Here is a 19,230-nt window from a genome sequence, read left to right on the forward strand (position 1 = left end):
GTCGCATACCCAGAGTGAGGAACCATAATGTCCAACGAACTTGACTATCTCAGCCGGCGAGTCGCGGCCGGAAAACTCAGCCGTCGCGATTTTCTTGGTCGCGCCGCCGCGCTCGRCGTCGCCGCCACCGTCGCCAACTCGATGCTTTCCAGCGCCGTGCGCGCTGCCGGCCCGGTCAAGGGCGGCACGCTGAAGGCAGGCCTGCAGGGCGGCGAATCCACCAACAGCCTCGATCCGGCGACCTTCCTCAGCCAGGTTCCGTTCGCCTTCGGCAAATGCTGGGGCGAGACGCTGGTCGAGCTCGCGCCGGGCGGCGGCGTTGAATATCTGATCGCCGAGGAGATCGGCAGCTCCAAGGACGCCAAGACCTGGACGATGAAGATCCGCAAGGGCGTCCAGTTCCACAACGGCAAGGAAGTGACGCCGGACGACGTCGTGGCGACGCTGAAGCGCCACAGCGACGAGAAGTCGAAGTCGGGCGCGCTCGGCGTCCTGAAGAGCATCGACACCATCAAGGTCGATGGCGGCAATGTCGTGGTCACRCTGAAGGACCCGAACGCCGACATGCCTTATCTGATGGCGGACTACCATCTGATCATCCAGCCGAATGGCGGCATGGACAAGCCGGATGCCGGCATCGGCACCGGCCCGTACAAGATCACCGGCAACCAGCCCGGCGTGAAGCACACCGCCGCGCGTTTCGACCACTACTGGCAGCCCGACAAATAYGGCCATGCCGATCAGGTCGAGATCGTCGTCGTCAACGACCCGACGGCGCGCATGGCCGCGCTGCAGGGCGGCCAAGTCAACATGATCAACCGCGTCGAGCCGAAGATCGTCGATCTGGTCAAGCGGCTGCCCGGCGTCACCATCCGCGCCGCCTCTGGCCGCGGCTTCTATCCCTTCAACATGTTCTGCGACACCGCGCCCTTCGACAACAATGACCTCAGGATGGCGCTGAAGCTCGCCATGGACCGCGAGGAGATGCTGACCAAGATCCTGCGCGGCTACGGCGAGGTCGGCAACGACATGCCGGTCAACAAGGCTTACCCGCTGTTTGCAGGCGATTTCGAGCAGCGCAAATTCGATCCGGAAAAGGCGGCCGCGGCTTACAAGAAGTCGGGCCATAGCGGCTCGATCCTGCTGCGCACCTCAGACGTCGCCTTCCCGGGCGCCGTGGACGCCGCCCAGCTCTACCAGCAGAGCTGCGCCAAGGCCGGCATCAAGATCGAGATCAAGCGCGAGCCCGGCGACGGCTACTGGACGGAAGTCTGGAACAAGCAGCCCTTCTCGCTCTCCTACTGGGGCGGCCGACCGACCCAGGACCAGATGTACTCGACCGCCTATCTGTCGACCGCCGACTGGAACGACACCCGCTGGAAGCGCCCTGACTTCGACAAGATGGTGCTTGCGGCGCGCGGCGAGCTGGACGAGGCCAAGCGCAAGAAGATCTACCGCGACATGGGCGAGATCATGCGCGACGAAGGCGGCCTGATCGTGCCGTTCTTCAACCAGTTCGTCGACGCGACCGGCAAGGGCGTCGAAGGCTGGGTCGACAATCCGGCGCAGGAACTCAGCAACGGCCATGCCCTGATCGAGTGCTGGCTGCAAGCTTGACGAAGGACAAAGGAAGGGCCGGCGCGAGTCGGCCCTTCCCGGCTTTCATGGCCCGCCCGTAAAGGCGGGTATCATCCCTTCTTCACCATTGCGGGTAGCCGATGTCGTCTCCGATCCTGAGATTGGTCGCTCAGCGCATCTTGCTGGGCCTGGTTCTTCTTTTGGCCGTTTCCGTGCTGATCTTCGCCGGCACGCAGATCCTGCCGGGCGACGTCGCCCAGGCGATCCTCGGCCAGTCGGCGACGCCGGAGGCGCTGGCGAACCTGCGCGAGCAGCTCGGGCTCAACGACCCGGCGTGGYTGCGCTACGTGCACTGGCTGTGGGGCGTCCTGCATGGCGATTTCGGCACGGCGCAGTCAAGCGGGCTCGATATCGCCACCTCGATCAGCACCCGGCTGAAGAACACGCTTTTCCTGGCCGCCTGCGCGGCAATCGTCGCGGTGCCGCTGGCGATCATCCTCGGGCTCATTGCCGTGCGCTATCGCAACGGCTTCGTCGACAAGCTGATCTCCGGCCTGGCGCTGGCCTCGACGTCGTTCCCGGAATTCTTCATCGGCTATGTGCTGATCTTCGTGTTCGCCGTGCACTGGCAGATCTTCCCGAGCATCTCGACGGTGGATGACTCCACGCCTTTTCTCGAAAGGCTGCAGGCCGTGGTGCTGCCGGCCACCGCGCTCACCCTGGTGGTGCTCGCCCACATGATGCGCATGACGCGCGCAGCGATCCTCAACGTCATGCAGTCGGCCTATATCGAGACGGCCGAGCTCAAGGGGCTGAGGCCCTTCGACATCATCCGCAAGCATGCCTTCCCGAACGCGATCGCGCCGGTGGTCAACGTCGTCATGCTCAACCTCGCCTATCTCATCGTCGGCGTCGTGGTGGTGGAGGTGATCTTCGTCTATCCGGGCATGGGACAATATCTGGTCGACCWTGTCGCCAAGCGCGACGTGCYGGTGGTGCAGGCGGTCGGCCTGATCTTCGCCGCGGTCTACATCACRCTCAACATCGTCGCGGACATCGCCGCCATCGTGGCCAACCCGCGGCTGCGGCATCCGAAATGACAAAAACATCTGAAGTGACGGGCCGGATGCAAGACGACCAGAAGGGGAACTGAGGCGAATGGCGCTACGACAAATCCCAGTCACCGCCTGGATCGGGCTGATCCTGACCGGCGCGTTCGCGTTCTGCGCCATCTTCGCGCCCTGGGTCGCGCCGCATGGCAATGGCGAGATCGTCGGCGACGTATGGGAGCCGATGTCGGCGGCGCACTGGCTGGGCACCGACAATCTCGGCCGCGATCTTGTCTCGCGCATGATCTACGGCGCGCGCATCACCATGGAGATCGCGGTGGCGGCGACGGCGCTGYCCTTCTCGCTGGGCTCTATCCTCGGCTTCACGGCGGCTGTCTTCGGCGGCTGGTTCGACACRCTGCTGTCGCGCTTCGTCGACCTTCTGATGTCGATCCCGACGCTGATCTTCGGCCTCGTCGTGCTGTCGGTGCTRCCAACCAACACGCTGACGCTGATCCTGGTCATGGGCATCCTGGATTCCACCCGCGTCTACCGCCTGTCACGCGCCGTCRCCGTCGACATCAACGTCATGGACTTCGTCGAGGCGGCGAAGCTGCGCGGCGAAGGCAAGGCCTGGATCATCTTCCGCGAGATCCTGCCCAATGCGCTGTCGCCGCTGGTGGCGGAGCTCGGCGTGCGCTTCATCTTCGCGGTGCTTTTCCTGTCGGCGCTGTCCTTCCTTGGGCTCGGCGTGCAGCCGCCGGATTCGGACTGGGGGGGCATGGTCAAGGAGAACAAGGACGGCATCGTCTTCGGCATTCCGGCGGCGCTGATCCCGGCGGCCGCGATCGCGGTGCTGGCGATCTCCGTCAACCTCGTCGCCGACTGGGTGCTCAACCGCACGACGAGCCTGAAGGGAGGGCGCGGCTGATGGCCGACAGCAAGGCAAATTCAGGCAGGCTCCTCGATATCCGCAACCTGCGCATCGAGGCGACCGTCTACCCGCCGGGCGAAGCGCCGAAGACGATCACGCTCGTCCATGACGTTTCGCTGACTCTTGAGAAGGGCAAGGTGCTCGGTCTCATCGGCGAATCCGGCGCCGGTAAGTCGACCATCGGCCTGTCGTCCATGGCCTATGGCCGCGGCGGCGTGCGCATCACCGGCGGCGAGGTGATCCTCAACGGCCGCGACATCCTGAAAGCCGGCCCCAAGGGCGTGCGGGCGCTGCGCGGACGCGAGGTGTGCTATGTCGCGCAGTCGGCGGCGRCCGCCTTCAATCCGGCGCACAAGCTGATCGACCAGGTGGTCGAGGCCGCCATGCTGCATGGCACCGCGACCCGCGCCGAGGCCGAGAAGCGGGCCGTCGCGCTGTTCAAGAAGCTCAGCCTGCCCAATCCCGAAACGATCGGCGAGCGCTATCCGCACCAGGTCTCCGGCGGTCAGCTGCAGCGCGTGATGACGGCGATGGCGCTTTGCTCGGAGCCCGACCTGATCGTCTTCGACGAGCCGACCACGGCGCTCGATGTGACGACGCAGATCGACGTGCTTGCCGCGATCAAGGACGCCATCCGCGACACGCATGTGGCGGCCCTCTACATCACCCACGATCTTGCCGTCGTCGCCCAGGTGTCCGACGAGATCATGGTGCTGCGCCATGGCYGGCTGGTGGAATGGGGCGGCACGCGGCAGATCATCAAGGAGCCGCGCCAGGAATACACCAACGCGCTGGTTTCGGTGCATGAGATCGAGCACCAGGAACAGCAGCCAGGCGCGACGCCCTTCCTGTCGGTGAAGAATGTCACCGCCGCCTATGGCGGCGGCCATGTCAAGGTGCTGAAGAACGTCTCGGTCGACATCTATCCGGGACAGACGCTCGCCGTCGTCGGCGAGAGCGGCTCCGGCAAGTCGACGCTGGCGCGCGCCATCACCGGCCTGTTGCCGCCCGAGGAGGGCACCGTCACCTTCGACGGCAGGCCGCTCGCCAACAGGCTGGCCGACCGGCCGAAGGAGGATCTGCGCCAGCTGCAGATGATCTACCAAATGGCCGACGTGGCGATGAACCCGCGCCAGACGGTGGGCACCATCATCGGCAGGCCGCTGGAATTCTATTTCGGCATGAAAGGGCGCGAGCGCGACAAGCGCGTCGCCGAGTTGCTCGACGAGATCGAGATGGGCAAGGGTTTTGTCGACCGCTATCCGGCCGAGCTGTCCGGCGGTCAGAAGCAGCGCGTCTGCATCGCGCGCTCGCTCGCCGCCAAGCCGAAGCTGATCATCTGCGACGAGGTGACCTCGGCGCTCGACCCGCTCGTCGCCCACGGCATCCTCAAGCTGCTCTTGAACCTGCAGAGCCAAGAAAAGGTCGCGTATCTGTTCATCACCCACGACCTGGCGACGGTGAAGTCGATCGCCGATTCGATCGCGGTCATGTATCGCGGCGAGGTGGTGCGCTACGGCTCCAAGAGCAAGGTGCTGACGCCGCCCTTCGACGCCTATACGGACCTGCTGTTGTCCTCCGTGCCGGAAATGGAAATCGGCTGGCTGGAAAAGGCGATCAAGGGCCGGCGCATGGAAAGCGCCGGAAATTAGCCCACGAAGTCTGCCTCCGAGGCGGCGGCTGTCATGTGGCTGCAACAGGGAACGGGAAAGATTGCTGCGGGCGGGTAGGGCTCGCACCGAAATCAATCTCGAAAAAGGGGGCAGGACATGCAGACGGAATTCGACCATCTCGCCGCGCTCGCCGGCAAGGGCAGGATCTCTCGCCGCGATTTCCTCGGCCGCGCRGCGGCGCTCGGCGCCTCGGCGGCGCTGGCAACGACGCTGGCCGGCAAGGCTTTCGCCGCGAGCCCGGTGAAGGGCGGCATCATCAAGGCGGGCCTGCAGGGGGGTGAATCGACCAACAGCCTCGACCCGGCGCTGAATCTCAGCCAGGTGACCTACAACTTCTGCAAGCAGTGGGGCGAATTCCTTGTGCGGCTGACGCCCGAGGGCGGCGTCGAGAACCTGATCGCCGAGGAGATCGGCGCCTCGGCCGACGCCAAGACCTGGACGATGAAGATCCGCGACGGCATCGAATTCCACAACGGCAAGACGGTGACGGCGGAAGACGTCGTCRCCACGCTCGAGCGCCATGCGGACGAAAAGTCGAAATCCGGCGCGCTCGGCATTTTGAAGAACATCAAGACCATCAAGGCCGACGGCAAGGACGTGGTGGTGACGCTCGGCGACGCCGATGCCGACTTCCCCTATCTGATGGCCGACTACCACCTCGTCATCCAGCCGAATGGCGGCAAGGACAACCCGAATGCCGGCATCAGCGCCGGGCCCTACAAGGTCGCCGTCAATCAGCCCGGCGTGAGGCATGGCGGCGAGCGCTTCGCCAATTACTGGCGCGGCGACAAGGCGGGCCACGCCGACCAGATCGAGATCGTCGTCATCAACGACCCGACGGCCCGGCTTGCCGCGCTGCAGGGCGGCCAGGTGCATCTCATCAACCGCGTCGAGCCCAAGGTGGTCGATCTGGTCAAGCGCATGCCGGGCGTCAGCATCGAGAACGTGGCGGGGCGCGGCTATTACCCGTTCAACATGTTCTGCGACACCGCGCCCTTCGACAACAACGACCTCAGGATGGCGCTGAAGCTCGCCATGGATCGCGAGGAGATGCTGGACAAGATCCTGCGCGGCTACGGGTCGGTGGGCAACGACTTCCCGATCAACGAAGCCTATCCGCTGTTTTCCACCGACATCGAGCAGCGCAAGTTCGATCCGGAAAAAGCGGCGGCGGCCTACAAGAAGTCGGGCCATAGCGGCTCGATCCTGCTGCGCACCTCCGACGTCGCCTTCCCCGGCGCGGTCGACGCAGCGCAGCTCTACCAGCAGAGCTGCGCCAAGGCCGGCATCAAGATAGAGATCAAGCGCGAGCCCGGCGACGGCTACTGGTCGGAAGTGTGGAACAAGCAGCCCTTCTCGCTCTCCTATTGGGGCGGCCGGCCGACGCAAGGTCAGATGTATTCCACCGGCTATCTGTCGACCGCCGRCTGGAACGACACGCGCTTCAAGCGGCCCGAATTCGACAAGATGCTCTACACGGCGCGCGCCGAGCTGGACCAGGCCAAGCGCAAGGCGATCTATCGCGACATGGCGATGCTGATGCGCGACGAAGGCGGGCTGATCGTGCCGTTCTTCAACCAGTTCGTCGACGCCGCCAACACCAAGAAGCTCAGCGGCTGGGTGAAGAACCCCAATGGCGAGATGATGGACGGCTATGCGCTCTGCGAGTGCTGGCTGAACGCCTGATGTCAGGCTATCCAAAGAAGCGCCGCGTGTCCGCGCGACACGCGGCGCTTTCGTTTCGAAGAACAGGAACCTTCCGTGGCGCTCAAATCCAAACTGCTGCTCATCATCCTCGACGGCGTGCCCTACCGGAACTGGCGCCGGCTGATGGGCAATCTCGAGGGCTGGGCGCAGTCGGGCGAGGCGCAGGTGTGGAAGATGCGCTCGGTGCTGCCGTCGACCTCGGCCTGCTGCTACGCCTCGATCCACACCGGGGTGACGCCGCAGGTGCATGGCATCCTTTCCAACGAGAACCGCTTTCGCGTCAGGCAGCCGGATATCTTCTCGGAAGTGAGCAAGGCCGGCGGCAAGACGGGCGCGGTGACCCATTCCTACTGGTCGGAATTCTTCCGTTCGTACCCGTTCGACCTTGTCGAGGACATGGAGTTCGACGATCCAAGCGGGCCGATCACGCATGGCCGCTTCCACACGATGACCGGCTACAATCTCAAGAACCAGATGACACCGAGCGACGTCGACCTGTTCGCGACGCTGACCATGCTGGCGAAGCGGCACGGCATCGACTACGGCATCCTGCACACCTGCACGCTGGACTCCATGGGTCATCGCTTCGGCCACGACTGCCACGAGATGGACCATGCCTGCTACGCCATGGACGGCATGCTCGCGGCTTTCCTGCCGCAATGGCGCGCAGCCGGCTATGAAGTGATCGTGACGGCCGACCACGGCCAGACCGACCGCGGCCACCATGGCGGCCATGACGACGAGATGCAGGATTTCGCGCTCTATTATTTCGGACCCGCGAAAGGGCCCGAAGCCGACACGCTGCTCGACCAACTGCAGCTCGCGCCGACGGTGTTGAGCCGGCTCGGCGTGGAAATACCCGAGACGATGAAGGCGAAGGTTTTTTTGGGGTAAGCGCGCCTCCCCCTTCTCCCCTTGTGGGAGAAGGTGTCGCCGAAGGCGACGGATGAGGGGTGTTCCAGGGAAAGCCAACGTCTCACTCCGCTGGAACACCCCTCATCCGTCTCGGCGCTATCGCGCCGATCCACCTTCCCCCACAAAGGGAGAAGGAAAGCGCCCCTACTGGCAACCTCCCCGCTCTTCGGTTAGCCTCCGAAAAATCCTTGGCGGAGGGTGAACCTTTTTGGACCGATCAGCGACAGAGCTACGAGGAGCCAGGCGGCTCGACCGGCCATGAACGCGGCGACCGAAACCGATCGCGCGCTTGTAGACCGGGTCGCGAAGGGCGACCGGGCCGCCGTTCGGCTCCTGTTCATGCGTCACCACGCGCGGGTCTACCGCTTCGTGGCGCGCCAGACGGGATCGGAAATGATGGCCGACGATATCGCCAACGAGGTTTTTCTCGAGCTGTGGAAGCAGGCGCCCAGCTTCGAGGGCCGCTCCGAAGTTTCCACGTGGCTGCTCGGCATCGCCCGCTTCAAGGCGCTGTCTTCGCTGCGTAAGAAGAAGGAAGACTGGATCGACGACGACGACGCGGCGCAGGTTCCCGACGGCGCCGACACGCCCGAAGTCGTCACCATGAAAGAGGACAAGGCCGCCGCCTTGCGCCGCTTCGTCGATGCCTTGCCGGAAGAGCACCGCACGGTGATCGACCTTGCCTATTACCACGGCCAGTCGGTGACCGAAATCGGCGAGGTRCTCGGCATTCCGGTCGCGACCGTCAAGACCAGGATGTTCTACGCCCGCAAGAAACTCGGCGAAGCCCTCAAGGCCGCCGGTTACGACAGGGGGTGGCCATGAGCGCCGCTGAAAAGATGTCGCGCCGCGACGAGATGGAGACGCTGCTGCCGTTCTATCTGAACGGCTCTCTGGAAGGCGCCGAGCTGGAGGCCGTCGAGGAATGGCTGGCCACCGATCCGACGGCGCTTGCCGCCCTTGGCGAGGCTGAGGCCGAGTTTTCCGGCACCGCCGCCGCCAACGAGGCGATCCGCCCGCCGGCCGATGCGCTGAGCCGTTTCACCAGGGCGCTCGACGCCGAGGCCGGCCCCGTGCGCGCGCCCGGCCAATCCTGGCTGGCGAAGATCTTCGGCCGGGTGACGGCGATGCCCGCCGGCGTCGCCTGGGCGGCAGCCGCAGCGCTGCTTGCGCTGGTCATCGTGCAGTCCTTCGAACAGCCGGGCGGCAAGGGCAACGACTTCGAAGTGGCCGGCGCCCAGGACGATCTGGCGAAGCTGCCTTTCGCGCTGGTGAAGTTCAAGCCGGACGCCAGGATGGCCGATATCGCCGCCTTCCTCGGCCAGAACGGGCTGAAGATCGCCGGCGGCCCGACCGCGGACGGCGTGTTCCACCTGACGGTTCCGGCGAGCACGGCAGCCGATTACGACAGGCTCGTCGGCCTTATTGCCGCCCAGCCTTTCGCGGATGCTGTGGTGCAGGGAAGGAAACCGGCCGATGGCGGCTAAGGCGGTCATTCTTCGCGTGGCAGTGCTCGCGGTGGCATTTGTCGCCGCGCCTGCGTTCGCGCAGACCAACGACCCGAACCTGTCACAAAAGCAGATCGACTGTTTGAACCGTACGACGGCGGCCGGCGGCGGCTGCGACAAGGACGGCGGCGCCAAGAATGGCGCAGGAACGCCCGGCGCGGCCACGAGCGGCGCGGTGTTCCTGCCGGCGCTGATCGTCGATCTCTTTCCGAACTCGCCGGCGCCCGCCGCCCCACAAACGCCCGCACCGTCCAACGGGACATCGTCATCGAACGGTTCCAACAGCGCGCCACCGCCCGCGCCAACGCCGAGCGGTCCGGTCACGGTGCCGCAAGGCCTCAACCTGGCCGAACCGCCGCGCGCGGTCGTCGGCGAATTCGTGCCCGACGAGGTGCTGGTGACGGTCGACGGCGATCCCGGCGTGGTGCGGCAGATCGCCAATTCCTTCGRCCTGCAGGTGCRCTCGYAGCGCCAGTCGCGACTGCTCGGCACCACGCTGGTGCGCTTCGGCATCACCGACGGGCGGCCCGTCGGYGTGGTGCTGGCGCAGCTTGCCGCCGACGGCCGCACGCAGCGGCGCGAGCCAAACCATATCTATTCGCTGCAGCAGGCGGCCGGCATCGTGAACTATGCCTTCGACCGCATCGCGCTCGATGCTGGYCAAGCGAGCGGCGAGAATGTGCGCGTCGCCGTTATCGACACCGGCATCGACGACACCAATCCCGCGCTCGCCGGCGTCATTGCCGACCAATATGACGCCATGCCCAACGTGCCGATYGAAAAGCGCGATCACGGCACCTCGGTCGACGGGCTGATCGCCGGCGTCGGTCCGCTGGAAGGCATGGCGCCTGGCGCCAGGATCTACCATGCGCGCGCCTTCGAAGACGGCAAGTCGACCATGGACGTCATCCTGTCGGCGCTCGACTGGGCGGCCGAGCAGAATGTGCGCATCATCAATATGAGCTTCGTCGGCCCGAAGAACGACCTGCTCGGCACCGCCTGCCGCAATGCCCGGGCGATGGGCATGGTGCTGGTGGCCGCCGCCGGCAACAATGGCCCGAAGGCGCCCTATGGCTATCCGGCCGCCTTCGACGGCGTGATCGCGGTGACCGCCACCGACGCCAAGGACGGGCTGATGCCGCAGGCCAATCRCGGCGCCTATGTCTTCATCTCGGCGCCGGGCGTCGAGATGGTGGCGCCGAGCGGCGCCGGCTCCGACGTCGTGACCGGCACCTCCTTCGCGGCCGCGATCGTATCCGGCGCCATCRCCAATCTGATCCACGCCGCGCCCGATCGTTCGGCTGACGAGATCGAGAAGGCGCTTGCCGCCACAGCCAAGGATCTCGGGCCCAAGGGGCGGGACAATGATTTCGGCTACGGGTTGCTGGACATCAAGGCGGCTGGAGCGGCGAAGGAGTAGCGGCTCATATCTGTTTTGTTGGCGGGACAGCACCCCCCTCTGGCCTGCCGGCCATCTCCCCCGCAAGGGGGGAGATTAGACGTCGCCACCGCCTTCGCCAGTCATCGACGCTGAAGAAGTTGGGCCGGCGCTGAAACCGCTGATCTCCCCCTTGCGGGGGAGGACCGCCGGCGGCCATTCAAAGCGCCGGACCCAACCGTACCGGGCTTCCATCATAGAAACGCGACAGTCGGAAGCGGCTGAGGTCGTGCCCGGATTCATTCCCCTGGATCATGTCGGAGACGACGCGGCCTATGCCGGGCCCAATCCCGAAGCCGTGGCCGCACATTCCCGTCGCGACGAAAAGACCGCCGATTGCCCGCACCTGATCCACGACGGGGACGACGTCGGGCATGGCGTCGATCATACCGCCCCAGCCGGCCTTCAAGCGAACTGTTTCGAATTGCGGGAAAAGCTGTTTGAAATTGCGCTCGATCGAACGAAGCTTTGCCGGCTCAGGAGCGGGATTGAGCACCCGCATTCTCTCGAACGGACTCTCTGAATCCGGCGCCCAATCGCGCGGCGTCGACCAGCCATCGGGGTAGCCCGACGGAGCGAAGGGGAAATAGCGCGTTCCGTACGGATTGTCCCTGAGGGCGGGAAGATATTGGGTGAAGTGCCGGAACGCGTCAGGCCCCAGATAAAGCAGGTGGCTGCCGCCCGCGGCAAGCGTGTATCCGCCATCCTGCCTGCGCCTGAAGGCGATGTGATCGTCGGYGGCCGCGCCCGGATAGACTTCAGGCAGGGGCTCCGTTGCGGCCGCGGTGACCCGGACGCTGAGCTGGGGGATGGATACGCCGTGCCTCGCCAGGAACAGGGACGACCAGGCGCCGCCCGCGACCAGCACGGTGGAGGCCTCGATATATCCACCCTCGGTCCACACGCCCTTGATCTTGCCGGCCGCAATATCGAGAGTTCGCGCCGCGCAGTTCTCCACGATCCTGGCGCCTTTTCGCACGGCAAGCCTGGCGAGCGCCGGCACCGCCAGCCAAGGTTCCGCGCGCATATCGGAGGATGTCGTCATCGCGCCCACGAACCTGCGCGACATGCCGGTGATGAGCTTTGCGGTCTCCTCGGCGTCCAGGAGGCGCGTGTCGAGCTCATGGATCGCGGCGACCCTCATGAACTCTTCGAACTTGGCCATGTCCTTGTCGGCGTTCGCCAGATAGGTCACGCCTGTCTGGTTCAGCCCGATGTCTTCGCCGCACTCATCGGCCAGTTGCCGCCACAGGCGACAAGCCTCGATGACGATCGGCAGCTCATCGGCGTCCCGCCCCTGCTTTCTGATCCAGCCCCAGTTTCGCGAGGACTGTTCGGCGGCRACGCGGCCTTTTTCCAGCACCGTCACCGGGATGTTCCGGGAGGCAAGGAAAAGCGCCGTCGTTACGCCGATGACACCGCCACCGACGATCACCACCTCGGAGTCTCTGGGCGGCGGCCCGCCGTGTTGGATCGGATCCGCTTCGGTAAACGGGAATGTCGGCAAATGGCGCACTCTGGACGACTGGTTGACGGTTCTGGCTTACCGGCTGTCGGCGTCCAACATCAGGAGCAGTCGAAGGCGGAACGTTGTCCCACGACAGCAAAGGCACCCGAAAGGAGGCGGTCGACGACGCTGTCGGGCCGACCCTAGACCGGCGCACCCGCCACCGATCCCCGAACCACCAGATCCACCGGCCAAACCTCGCCTCGCGCGCCCTCCTCCAGCCCCGATATGCGCGCCGCGAGGCGCTCGGCGACACGCGCTCCCGCAAGCCGGATGGACGAGCGTGTCGTCGACAGGGGCACCGGGAAATTCTCCGGCCGCAGCCAGGGGAAGACGTCGTCATGGGCGACCAGCGAGAGGTCGCCCGGAATGGTCAGGCCGAGATCGCGCACGGCGCGCACGACGCCCAGYGCCATGATCAGGCTGGAGCAGAYGATCGCCGTCGGCGGCTCGGCCTCTTCGAGCAGGCGGCGGGCGGCGCGGTAGCCGTTCTCCTCGGTCATGGTCACCGAGCGGATGTTGCGTTCGCCAAGCGTCAGCCCGCTCGCGGCGAGCGCGCGGCGCACGCCGCGCTCGCGGTGGATGGCGAAGGTCTCGCGCTCGTTGCCGTTGATCAGCGCCAGGCGCTTGTGGCCGAGCTGGATCAGCAGCCGCGCCGCTTCGTGGAAGGCGCCCTCATTGTCGATGTCGAGAAAGGGATAGTCGAAGTCGAAGCCCTCGCTGCGGCCATGGACGATGAAGGGGATGCCCAGCGTGTTGACCAGCGCCAGCCGCTTGTCGGCCGGACGCGGCGAGGAGATGTAGACGGYGTCGACCTGCCGGTTGGCGACGATGCGGCGGTAGGTGGTTTCCTCGTCGTCTGCATCGGCGGGCGAAAGCACGAGGTCGAGCTCATGCGCGCGGGCATAGTCGCCGAGGCCGGAGAGGAATTCGACGAAATGCGGATCGATGTCGACGGCAGCACCCGTCGGCAGCACATAGCCGATCATGCCCGACTTGCCGGTGGCAAGCCGGCGCGCGCTGGGGTTCGGCCTGTAGCCATGGCGCTTGGCGGCATCCATGACCCGGCGCCGGGTTTCCTCATTGACCTCGGGATAGCCGTTCAGCGCCCGGCTCACCGTGGTCTGCGAGAGCGACAGCATATGCGAGAGTTGCTTGAGGTTCATCGGAGGCCTCCAGTCTCAAAGCGCTTTCAAATTTGAATCGATCCGATGATTGTTGGCAAGGCCGCCAAGCACAAGCGGACCTTAAAGCCCTGCCGGCGTCGTTTGAAGCAAAATTGCTGCTGCAGCGCCAAAAAAGCATGCTGCAGTGCAGTTTTGCTACCCGATCCCGAGGAATTTAAATCGATTAATGAACGCGCCCACTTGACTCTCAAGCGATTCAATGGCGAGATCGAAATAGCCAAAGCGCTTTGGAAGTCTCTTCGAAAGGTTGCGGTTGCCCTTTCGCTGAGTCACAGTTCCGCGGGCGTCGGCGGACGAAATGGAGGTTTCGTCCTGTTTGTGACCACTGGGAGGACTTGCGATGAAGAAAATGCTTCTCTTGGGTGYGGCGTTCGCGGCACTCACCCTCAGCCTGCCGGCGCAAGCCGAACTGAAGTTCAAGCCGGGCGAGGATTCGAAATTTCATTGGTCGAACTACGACGACCTCAAGAAGGTCGATCTCAAGGGCGAGACGCTGACGATCTTCGGACCGTGGCGCGGCGAAGACGAGACGCTCGTGCGTTCGGTTCTCGACTATTTCCAGGAAGCGACCGGCGCTGACGTCAAATACTCTTCGTCGGAGAATTACGAGCAGCAGATCGTCATCGACACCCAGGCCGGCAGCCCGCCGAACATCGCCGTCCTGCCACAGCCCGGCCTCATCCAGGATCTTGCCTCCAAGGGCGTGCTCACCCCGCTGGGCGACGACGTCGCCGCCTGGATCAAGGAAAACTACGCCGCCGGCGACTCCTGGGCCAAGCTCGGCACCTATAATGGCAAGGACGGCAAGCCCGGTTTCTACGCCTTCCCCTACAAGATCGACGTGAAGGGACTGGTCTGGTACTCGCCCGACAATTTYGACGAGGCCGGCTACAAGGTGCCGAAGACCCAGGAAGAGCTCGCTGACCTCGAAAAGAAGATCATCGCCGATGGCGGCAAGCCCTGGTGCATCGGGCTCGGCTCCGGCGGCGCCACCGGCTGGCCGGCGACCGACTGGGTCGAGGACATCATGCTGAGGACGCAGCCGCCGGAAGTCTACGACAAGTGGGTGAAGAACGAGATCCCGTTCACCGACCCGGCCGTGGTCAACGCCATCGACATCTTCGGCAAGATCGCCACCGACGACAAGATGGTGGACGGCGGCGCCAAGGCGGTCGCGGCGACCGACTTCCGCGACAGCCCGAAGGGCCTCTTCACCGTGCCGCCGAAGTGCTACATGCACCACCAGGCGTCGTTCATCCCGTCCTTCTTCCCGGAGAATGTGAAGCTCGGCCAGGACGCCGACTTCTTCCCCTATCCGCCTTACGCCTCCAAGCCGGAACTGGGCACGCCGCTGGAAGTGGCCGGAACGCTGGTGATGATCACCAAGGATTCCAAGGCCTCGCGCGAGTTCATCAAGTTCCTCGAGATGCCGCTCGYGCATGAATTGTGGATRGCGCAGAAGAGCTTCGTCACCCCGTTCAAGGCGGCCAACAAGGAGGCCTATGGCAGCGAGGCGCTGAAGAAGCAGGGCGAAATCCTGGTCGGCGCCACGACGGTGCGGTTTGACGGGTCCGACCTGATGCCCGGCAAGATCGGCGCGGGCTCGTTCTGGACCGGCATGGTCGACCTGGTCGGYGGCAAGTCCGCGCAGGACGTCGCCGCCGACATCCAGAAAAGCTGGGACGGCATCAAGTAAGCGTCCTGAAATCCTCCTCATCCTCCACCTGGATCCGGGCTACGGCCCGGGTCCGACCGGCGGCCAACGCCGGAAGCCTTCGCGYTTCGATTGTTCCGAATAACCGAAAGTCGGTGCATCCGATCGCCAGCCTCGGCTGACCGGTCATGCGCAGGGAGAGGGACCCATGGCGGCTCAGATTTTCTYGGCCATATTCGTCATCATCATCGGCGTCGGCGGCTGTGTCGCCTATTTCTGGGGCGCCAACAGACTGCTCGACCTCATCTTGCCCTCACGCGGGGTATCCGGCGCCGCCGCCATCAACAATCTGCGCCGGCAGGGCTATGTGCGGCCGTGGCTGTTCGTCGGCCCGGCGCTGATCATCCTTGCCGTCTACCTGATCTACCCGGTGATCGCGACGCTATGGCTCTCCTTCTTCGACCGCGGCGGCACCAGCTTCGTCGGGCTCGCCAATTATGAATGGGCGGCCGGCGACCACGATCTGCGCAACTCGATCTTCAACAACATACTATGGCTGGCCGTGGTGCCGGCCGCCTGCACCTTCCTCGGCCTGATCATCGCCGTGCTCACCGACAAGATCTGGTGGGGCACCATCGCCAAGAGCCTGATCTTCCTGCCGCTGGCGATCTCCTTCGTCGGCGCCAGCGTGATCTGGAAATTCATCTACGAGTATCGCGGCGAAGGCCAGGTGCAGATCGGCCTGCTCAACGCCATCATCCAGTATTTCGGCGGCCAGCCGCAGGTGTGGATATCGCTGCCGTTCTGGAACAATTTCTTCCTGATGGTGATCCTGATCTGGATCCAGACCGGCTTCGCCATGGTGATCCTGTCGTCGGCGCTGCGCGGCATCCCGGAAGAGACGCTGGAGGCGGCAGTGATCGACGGCGCCAACCCGTTCCAGATCTTCTGGAAGATCATGGTGCCGCAGATCTGGGGCACGATCGCGGTTGTCTGGACCACCATCACCATCCTGGTGCTGAAAGTGTTCGACATCGTGCTGACCATGACCAACGGCCAGTGGAACAGCCAGGTGCTCGCCAATCTGATGTTCGACTGGATGTTCCGCGGCGGCGGCGATTTCGGCCGCGGCRCCACCATCGCCATCATCATCATGATCGCGGTCATTCCGATCATGGTCTGGAACATCCGCCAGGCCAACAAAGAGACGGGAGGGCACTGAGATGCCGACCAAGACCGGAAAATCCTTCATCGGCCGTTTCGGCGTCCACATCGCCGTGCTCGTCTTCGTGGCGATCTGGACCATCCCCACCCTCGGCATCCTCGTCTCCTCGCTGCGCGACAAGGACCAGATCGTCGCGTCGGGCTGGTGGAACGCCTTCGCCAGTTCCAGCCAGAGCGAGGCGGGACGGTTGCCGGGGGCGTCGGCGCAAACCCAGAAGGACGGCAAATACGTCATCGAGGGCAACATCTTCGGCGACGGTCCCAAGCGCGAGATCAGCGCCTTCGGCGTAAAATCTTCTGCGCCGACGCAGTACAAGGCGGGATCGGTCGCCGACCTCAATGACGGCGTCACCCTGCAGATGAACGCCGATGGCAGCTTCGTRCTGTCTTCACCGAAAGCCTTCGAGGGCGACCGCGGTCAGCGCGTCTATTTCGCCTCGTCGGCGCCGCCGAAATTCACCCCCGAGAACTACAGAACCGTGCTGTTTTCGGAAGGCATCGGCCGCTCCTTCATGAACTCGCTGACGGTGACCATTCCGGCGACGGTAATCCCGATCCTGATCGCCGCCTTCGCGGCCTACGCATTGGCCTGGATGCGCTTTCCCGGCCGGGCGCTGCTGATCGCGGTCATCATCGGCCTTCTGGTGGTGCCGCTGCAGATGTCGCTGATCCCGCTGCTCAGGCTCTATAACGGCGTCGGCAGCTTCTTCGGCGTGCCGTCCAAGACCTATCTCGGCATCTGGCTGGCGCATACCGGCTTCGGCCTGCCCTTCGCCATTTACCTGCTCRGGAGCTACATCGCCGGCCTGCCGCGCGAGATCATGGAATCGGCGCGCATCGACGGCGCCAGCGACTTCGAGATCTTCGTCAAGATCGTGCTGCCGCTGTCCTTCCCGGTACTTGCCTCCTTCGCCATCTTCCAGTTCCTGTGGGTATGGAACGATCTCMTGGTGGCGATGGTTTTCCTCGGCACGGCGCCCGATCAGATCGTGMTGACGGCCAAGCTCAACGCGCTGCTCGGCTCGCGGGGTGGCAACTGGGAGATCCTGACGACATCGGCGTTCATCACCATCATCGTGCCGCTGATCGTGTTCTTCTCGCTGCAGCGCTATTTCGTCCGCGGGCTGCTTGCCGGCTCCGTGAAAGGAGGTTGAAGAMATGCAATCGGCTTTGAAGGCGACTTCGAGACCAGACCCTGCGATCGATCGCGACTGGTGGCGCGGCGCGGTGATCTACCAGATCTATCCGCGCTCCTACCAAGACTCCAACGGCGACGGCATCGGCGACCTGAAGGGCATCGTTCAGCGCCTGCCTTACATCGCTTCGCTCGGCGTCGACGCCATCTGGATCTCGCCCTTCTTCAAATCGCCGATGAAGGATTTCGGCTACGACGTGTCGGATTATTGCGACGTCGACCCGATGTTCGGCACGCTCGCCGATTTCGACGCGCTGGTGGCGGAAGCTCATCGGCTCGGCCTCAAGGTGATGATCGACGAGGTGCTGTCTCACACCGCCGACATCCACCCCTGGTTCAAGGAAAGCCGCTCCAGCCGCACCAACCCGAAAGCCGACTGGTATGTGTGGGCCGACGCCAAGCCCGACGGCACRCCGCCCAACAACTGGCTGTCGATCTTCGGCGGCTCAGCCTGGCAGTGGGACACCAGCCGCCAGCAATACTACATGCACAATTTCCTGGCCGAGCAGCCGGACCTCAATTTCCACAACGGCGAAGTCCAGGACGCGCTGCTCGACATCACCCGCTTCTGGCTGGAACGCGGCGTCGACGGCTTCCGGCTCGACACGATCAATTTCTACTTCCACAGCCAGGGGCTTGAGGACAATCCGCCGCTGCCGCCGGAACAGCGCAACGACCAGACCGCACCCGCGGTCAACCCTTACAACTACCAGGACCATCTCTACGACAAGAGCCGGCCGGAGAATCTCGGTTTCCTCGAGCGCTTCCGGGCGCTGCWCGACGAATATCCGGCGCAGGCCGCCGTGGGCGAGGTGGGCGACTCGCAGCGCGGCCTCGAAGTGGTCGCCGCCTACACCGCCGACGGCAAGCGCGTGCATATGTGCTACTCCTTCGACTTCCTGGCGCCGGAGAAGATCAGCGCGGCGAAAGTGCGCGCGGTGCTGGAAGCCTTCGGCCGGGTCGCCAGCGACGGCTGGTCCTGCTGGGCCTTCTCCAATCATGATGTGATGCGGGTCGCCTCGCGCTGGGCCGCCAACGAGGCCAATCCGACCGCCTATCTCAAGGTGATCTCGGCGCTTCTGATGTCGCTGCGCGGCTCTGTCTGCATCTATCAGGGCGAAGAGCTCGGCTTTGGCGAAGCGGAGCTGAAGTTCGAGGACCTGCAGGATCCCTACGGCATCCGCTTCTGGCCGGAGTTCAAGGGCCGCGACGGCTGCCGCACGCCGATGGTGTGGGATGCCGCGGCCAAGAACGGCGGCTTCTCGACCGCAAAACCCTGGCTGCCGGTGCCGGGCAAGCACCTGTCGCAGGCCGTCAATGTGCAACAGGGCGATACAAGCTCGCTGCTTGAGCACTATCGCCGCTTCCTCGCCTTCCGGCGCCAGCATCCGGCGCTGGCCAAGGGCGACATCGACTTCATCGAAAGCGATGGCGACACCGTCGCCTTCACCCGCCGCGAAGGCAATGAGCGGATCGTCTGCGCTTTCAACCTGGGCAACAAGCCGGCCGAGGTCGATCTCGGCAAAGGCGCGCTGCAACCCTTGCCCGGGCATGRCTTTTCGGGACAGACTGGCAATGGGCCGGTCCGCCTCGGCGGCTACGGCGCCTGGTTCGGACGCATCGACTGAACTTGCAAACAGAGATCAACGGGAGAAGAAAAC

At 64.5% G+C, this 19,230-nt stretch carries 15 protein-coding genes; 13 read left to right on the forward strand and 2 right to left on the reverse strand.

Annotated features, from left to right (window positions below; genetic code table 11):
- Window positions 1-27 precede the first annotated feature (27 nt).
- The 9 genes from LCM4576_RS33600 to LCM4576_RS33640 all read left to right on the forward strand — a co-directional run bounded on the left by LCM4576_RS33600 (window position 28) and on the right by LCM4576_RS33640 (window position 10,784).
- The gene (locus tag LCM4576_RS33600) at window positions 28-1,617 is read left to right on the forward strand and encodes an ABC transporter substrate-binding protein (RefSeq protein ID WP_071036557.1); all 1,590 of its coding nucleotides are present in this window, start codon (window positions 28-30) and stop codon (window positions 1,615-1,617) included.
- Between the two features lie 101 nt (window positions 1,618-1,718).
- Window positions 1,719-2,678: an ABC transporter permease gene (locus LCM4576_RS33605; protein WP_071036558.1), complete on the forward strand. Its 960-nt coding sequence runs from the start codon at window positions 1,719-1,721 to the stop codon at window positions 2,676-2,678.
- A gap of 58 nt (window positions 2,679-2,736) precedes the next feature.
- Entirely contained in the window at window positions 2,737-3,558 is an 822-nt protein-coding gene (locus tag LCM4576_RS33610) for an ABC transporter permease (protein WP_071036559.1), read from the forward strand.
- Window positions 3,558-5,213: an ABC transporter ATP-binding protein gene (locus LCM4576_RS33615; RefSeq protein WP_071036560.1), complete on the forward strand. Its 1,656-nt coding sequence runs from the start codon at window positions 3,558-3,560 to the stop codon at window positions 5,211-5,213. Before LCM4576_RS33610 ends, LCM4576_RS33615 begins: the two co-directional genes overlap by 1 nt.
- A 117-nt stretch (window positions 5,214-5,330) precedes the next feature.
- The gene (locus LCM4576_RS33620) at window positions 5,331-6,920 is read left to right on the forward strand and encodes an ABC transporter substrate-binding protein (protein WP_071036561.1); all 1,590 of its coding nucleotides are present in this window, start codon (window positions 5,331-5,333) and stop codon (window positions 6,918-6,920) included.
- Window positions 6,921-6,995: 75 nt separating this feature from the next.
- Window positions 6,996-7,835: an alkaline phosphatase family protein gene (locus tag LCM4576_RS33625; protein ID WP_071036562.1), complete on the forward strand. Its 840-nt coding sequence runs from the start codon at window positions 6,996-6,998 to the stop codon at window positions 7,833-7,835.
- Window positions 7,836-8,114: 279 nt separating this feature from the next.
- Entirely contained in the window at window positions 8,115-8,681 is a 567-nt protein-coding gene (locus LCM4576_RS33630) for a sigma-70 family RNA polymerase sigma factor (RefSeq protein ID WP_041007304.1), read from the forward strand.
- Window positions 8,678-9,343, forward strand: coding sequence for an anti-sigma factor (locus LCM4576_RS33635; RefSeq protein WP_116389976.1), 666 nt, complete (start codon window positions 8,678-8,680; stop codon window positions 9,341-9,343). Before LCM4576_RS33630 ends, LCM4576_RS33635 begins: the two co-directional genes overlap by 4 nt.
- Entirely contained in the window at window positions 9,333-10,784 is a 1,452-nt protein-coding gene (locus tag LCM4576_RS33640) for a S8 family serine peptidase (RefSeq protein WP_071036564.1), read from the forward strand. Before LCM4576_RS33635 ends, LCM4576_RS33640 begins: the two co-directional genes overlap by 11 nt.
- Window positions 10,785-10,962: 178 nt before the next feature.
- Here LCM4576_RS33640 and LCM4576_RS33645 read toward each other — a convergent pair whose 3' ends face one another.
- Window positions 10,963-12,309, reverse strand: a complete 1,347-nt coding sequence (locus tag LCM4576_RS33645; RefSeq protein ID WP_071036816.1) for an FAD-binding oxidoreductase — start codon at window positions 12,307-12,309, stop codon at window positions 10,963-10,965.
- Between the two features lie 143 nt (window positions 12,310-12,452).
- Window positions 12,453-13,475, reverse strand: coding sequence for a substrate-binding domain-containing protein (locus LCM4576_RS33650; protein WP_071036565.1), 1,023 nt, complete (start codon window positions 13,473-13,475; stop codon window positions 12,453-12,455).
- A gap of 361 nt (window positions 13,476-13,836) precedes the next feature.
- On the opposite strand from LCM4576_RS33650, the gene LCM4576_RS33655 reads away from it, so the two are divergent.
- The 4 genes from LCM4576_RS33655 to LCM4576_RS33670 all read left to right on the forward strand — a co-directional run bounded on the left by LCM4576_RS33655 (window position 13,837) and on the right by LCM4576_RS33670 (window position 19,197).
- On the forward strand, window positions 13,837-15,192 hold the full coding sequence (locus tag LCM4576_RS33655) for an ABC transporter substrate-binding protein (RefSeq protein ID WP_071036566.1): 1,356 nt from the start codon (window positions 13,837-13,839) through the stop codon (window positions 15,190-15,192).
- A gap of 166 nt (window positions 15,193-15,358) precedes the next feature.
- Window positions 15,359-16,372: a carbohydrate ABC transporter permease gene (locus LCM4576_RS33660; RefSeq protein WP_071036567.1), complete on the forward strand. Its 1,014-nt coding sequence runs from the start codon at window positions 15,359-15,361 to the stop codon at window positions 16,370-16,372.
- Between the two features lies 1 nt (window position 16,373).
- Entirely contained in the window at window positions 16,374-17,528 is a 1,155-nt protein-coding gene (locus LCM4576_RS33665; protein WP_071036568.1) for a carbohydrate ABC transporter permease, read from the forward strand.
- Between the two features lie 4 nt (window positions 17,529-17,532).
- The gene (locus tag LCM4576_RS33670; RefSeq protein WP_071036569.1) at window positions 17,533-19,197 is read left to right on the forward strand and encodes an alpha-glucosidase; all 1,665 of its coding nucleotides are present in this window, start codon (window positions 17,533-17,535) and stop codon (window positions 19,195-19,197) included.
- The last annotated feature ends 33 nt before the right edge of the window (window positions 19,198-19,230 follow it).

The sequence above is a fragment of the Mesorhizobium sp. LCM 4576 genome (assembly GCF_001854815.1).
Taxonomy (GTDB): domain Bacteria; phylum Pseudomonadota; class Alphaproteobacteria; order Rhizobiales; family Rhizobiaceae; genus Mesorhizobium; species Mesorhizobium plurifarium.

Excerpts from the sequence above, each read along its gene's own strand:
- LCM4576_RS33635 (WP_116389976.1), top strand. The coding sequence starts at position 8,678 with ATGAGCGCCGCTGAAAAGATGTCGCGCCGCGACGAGATGGAGACGCTG.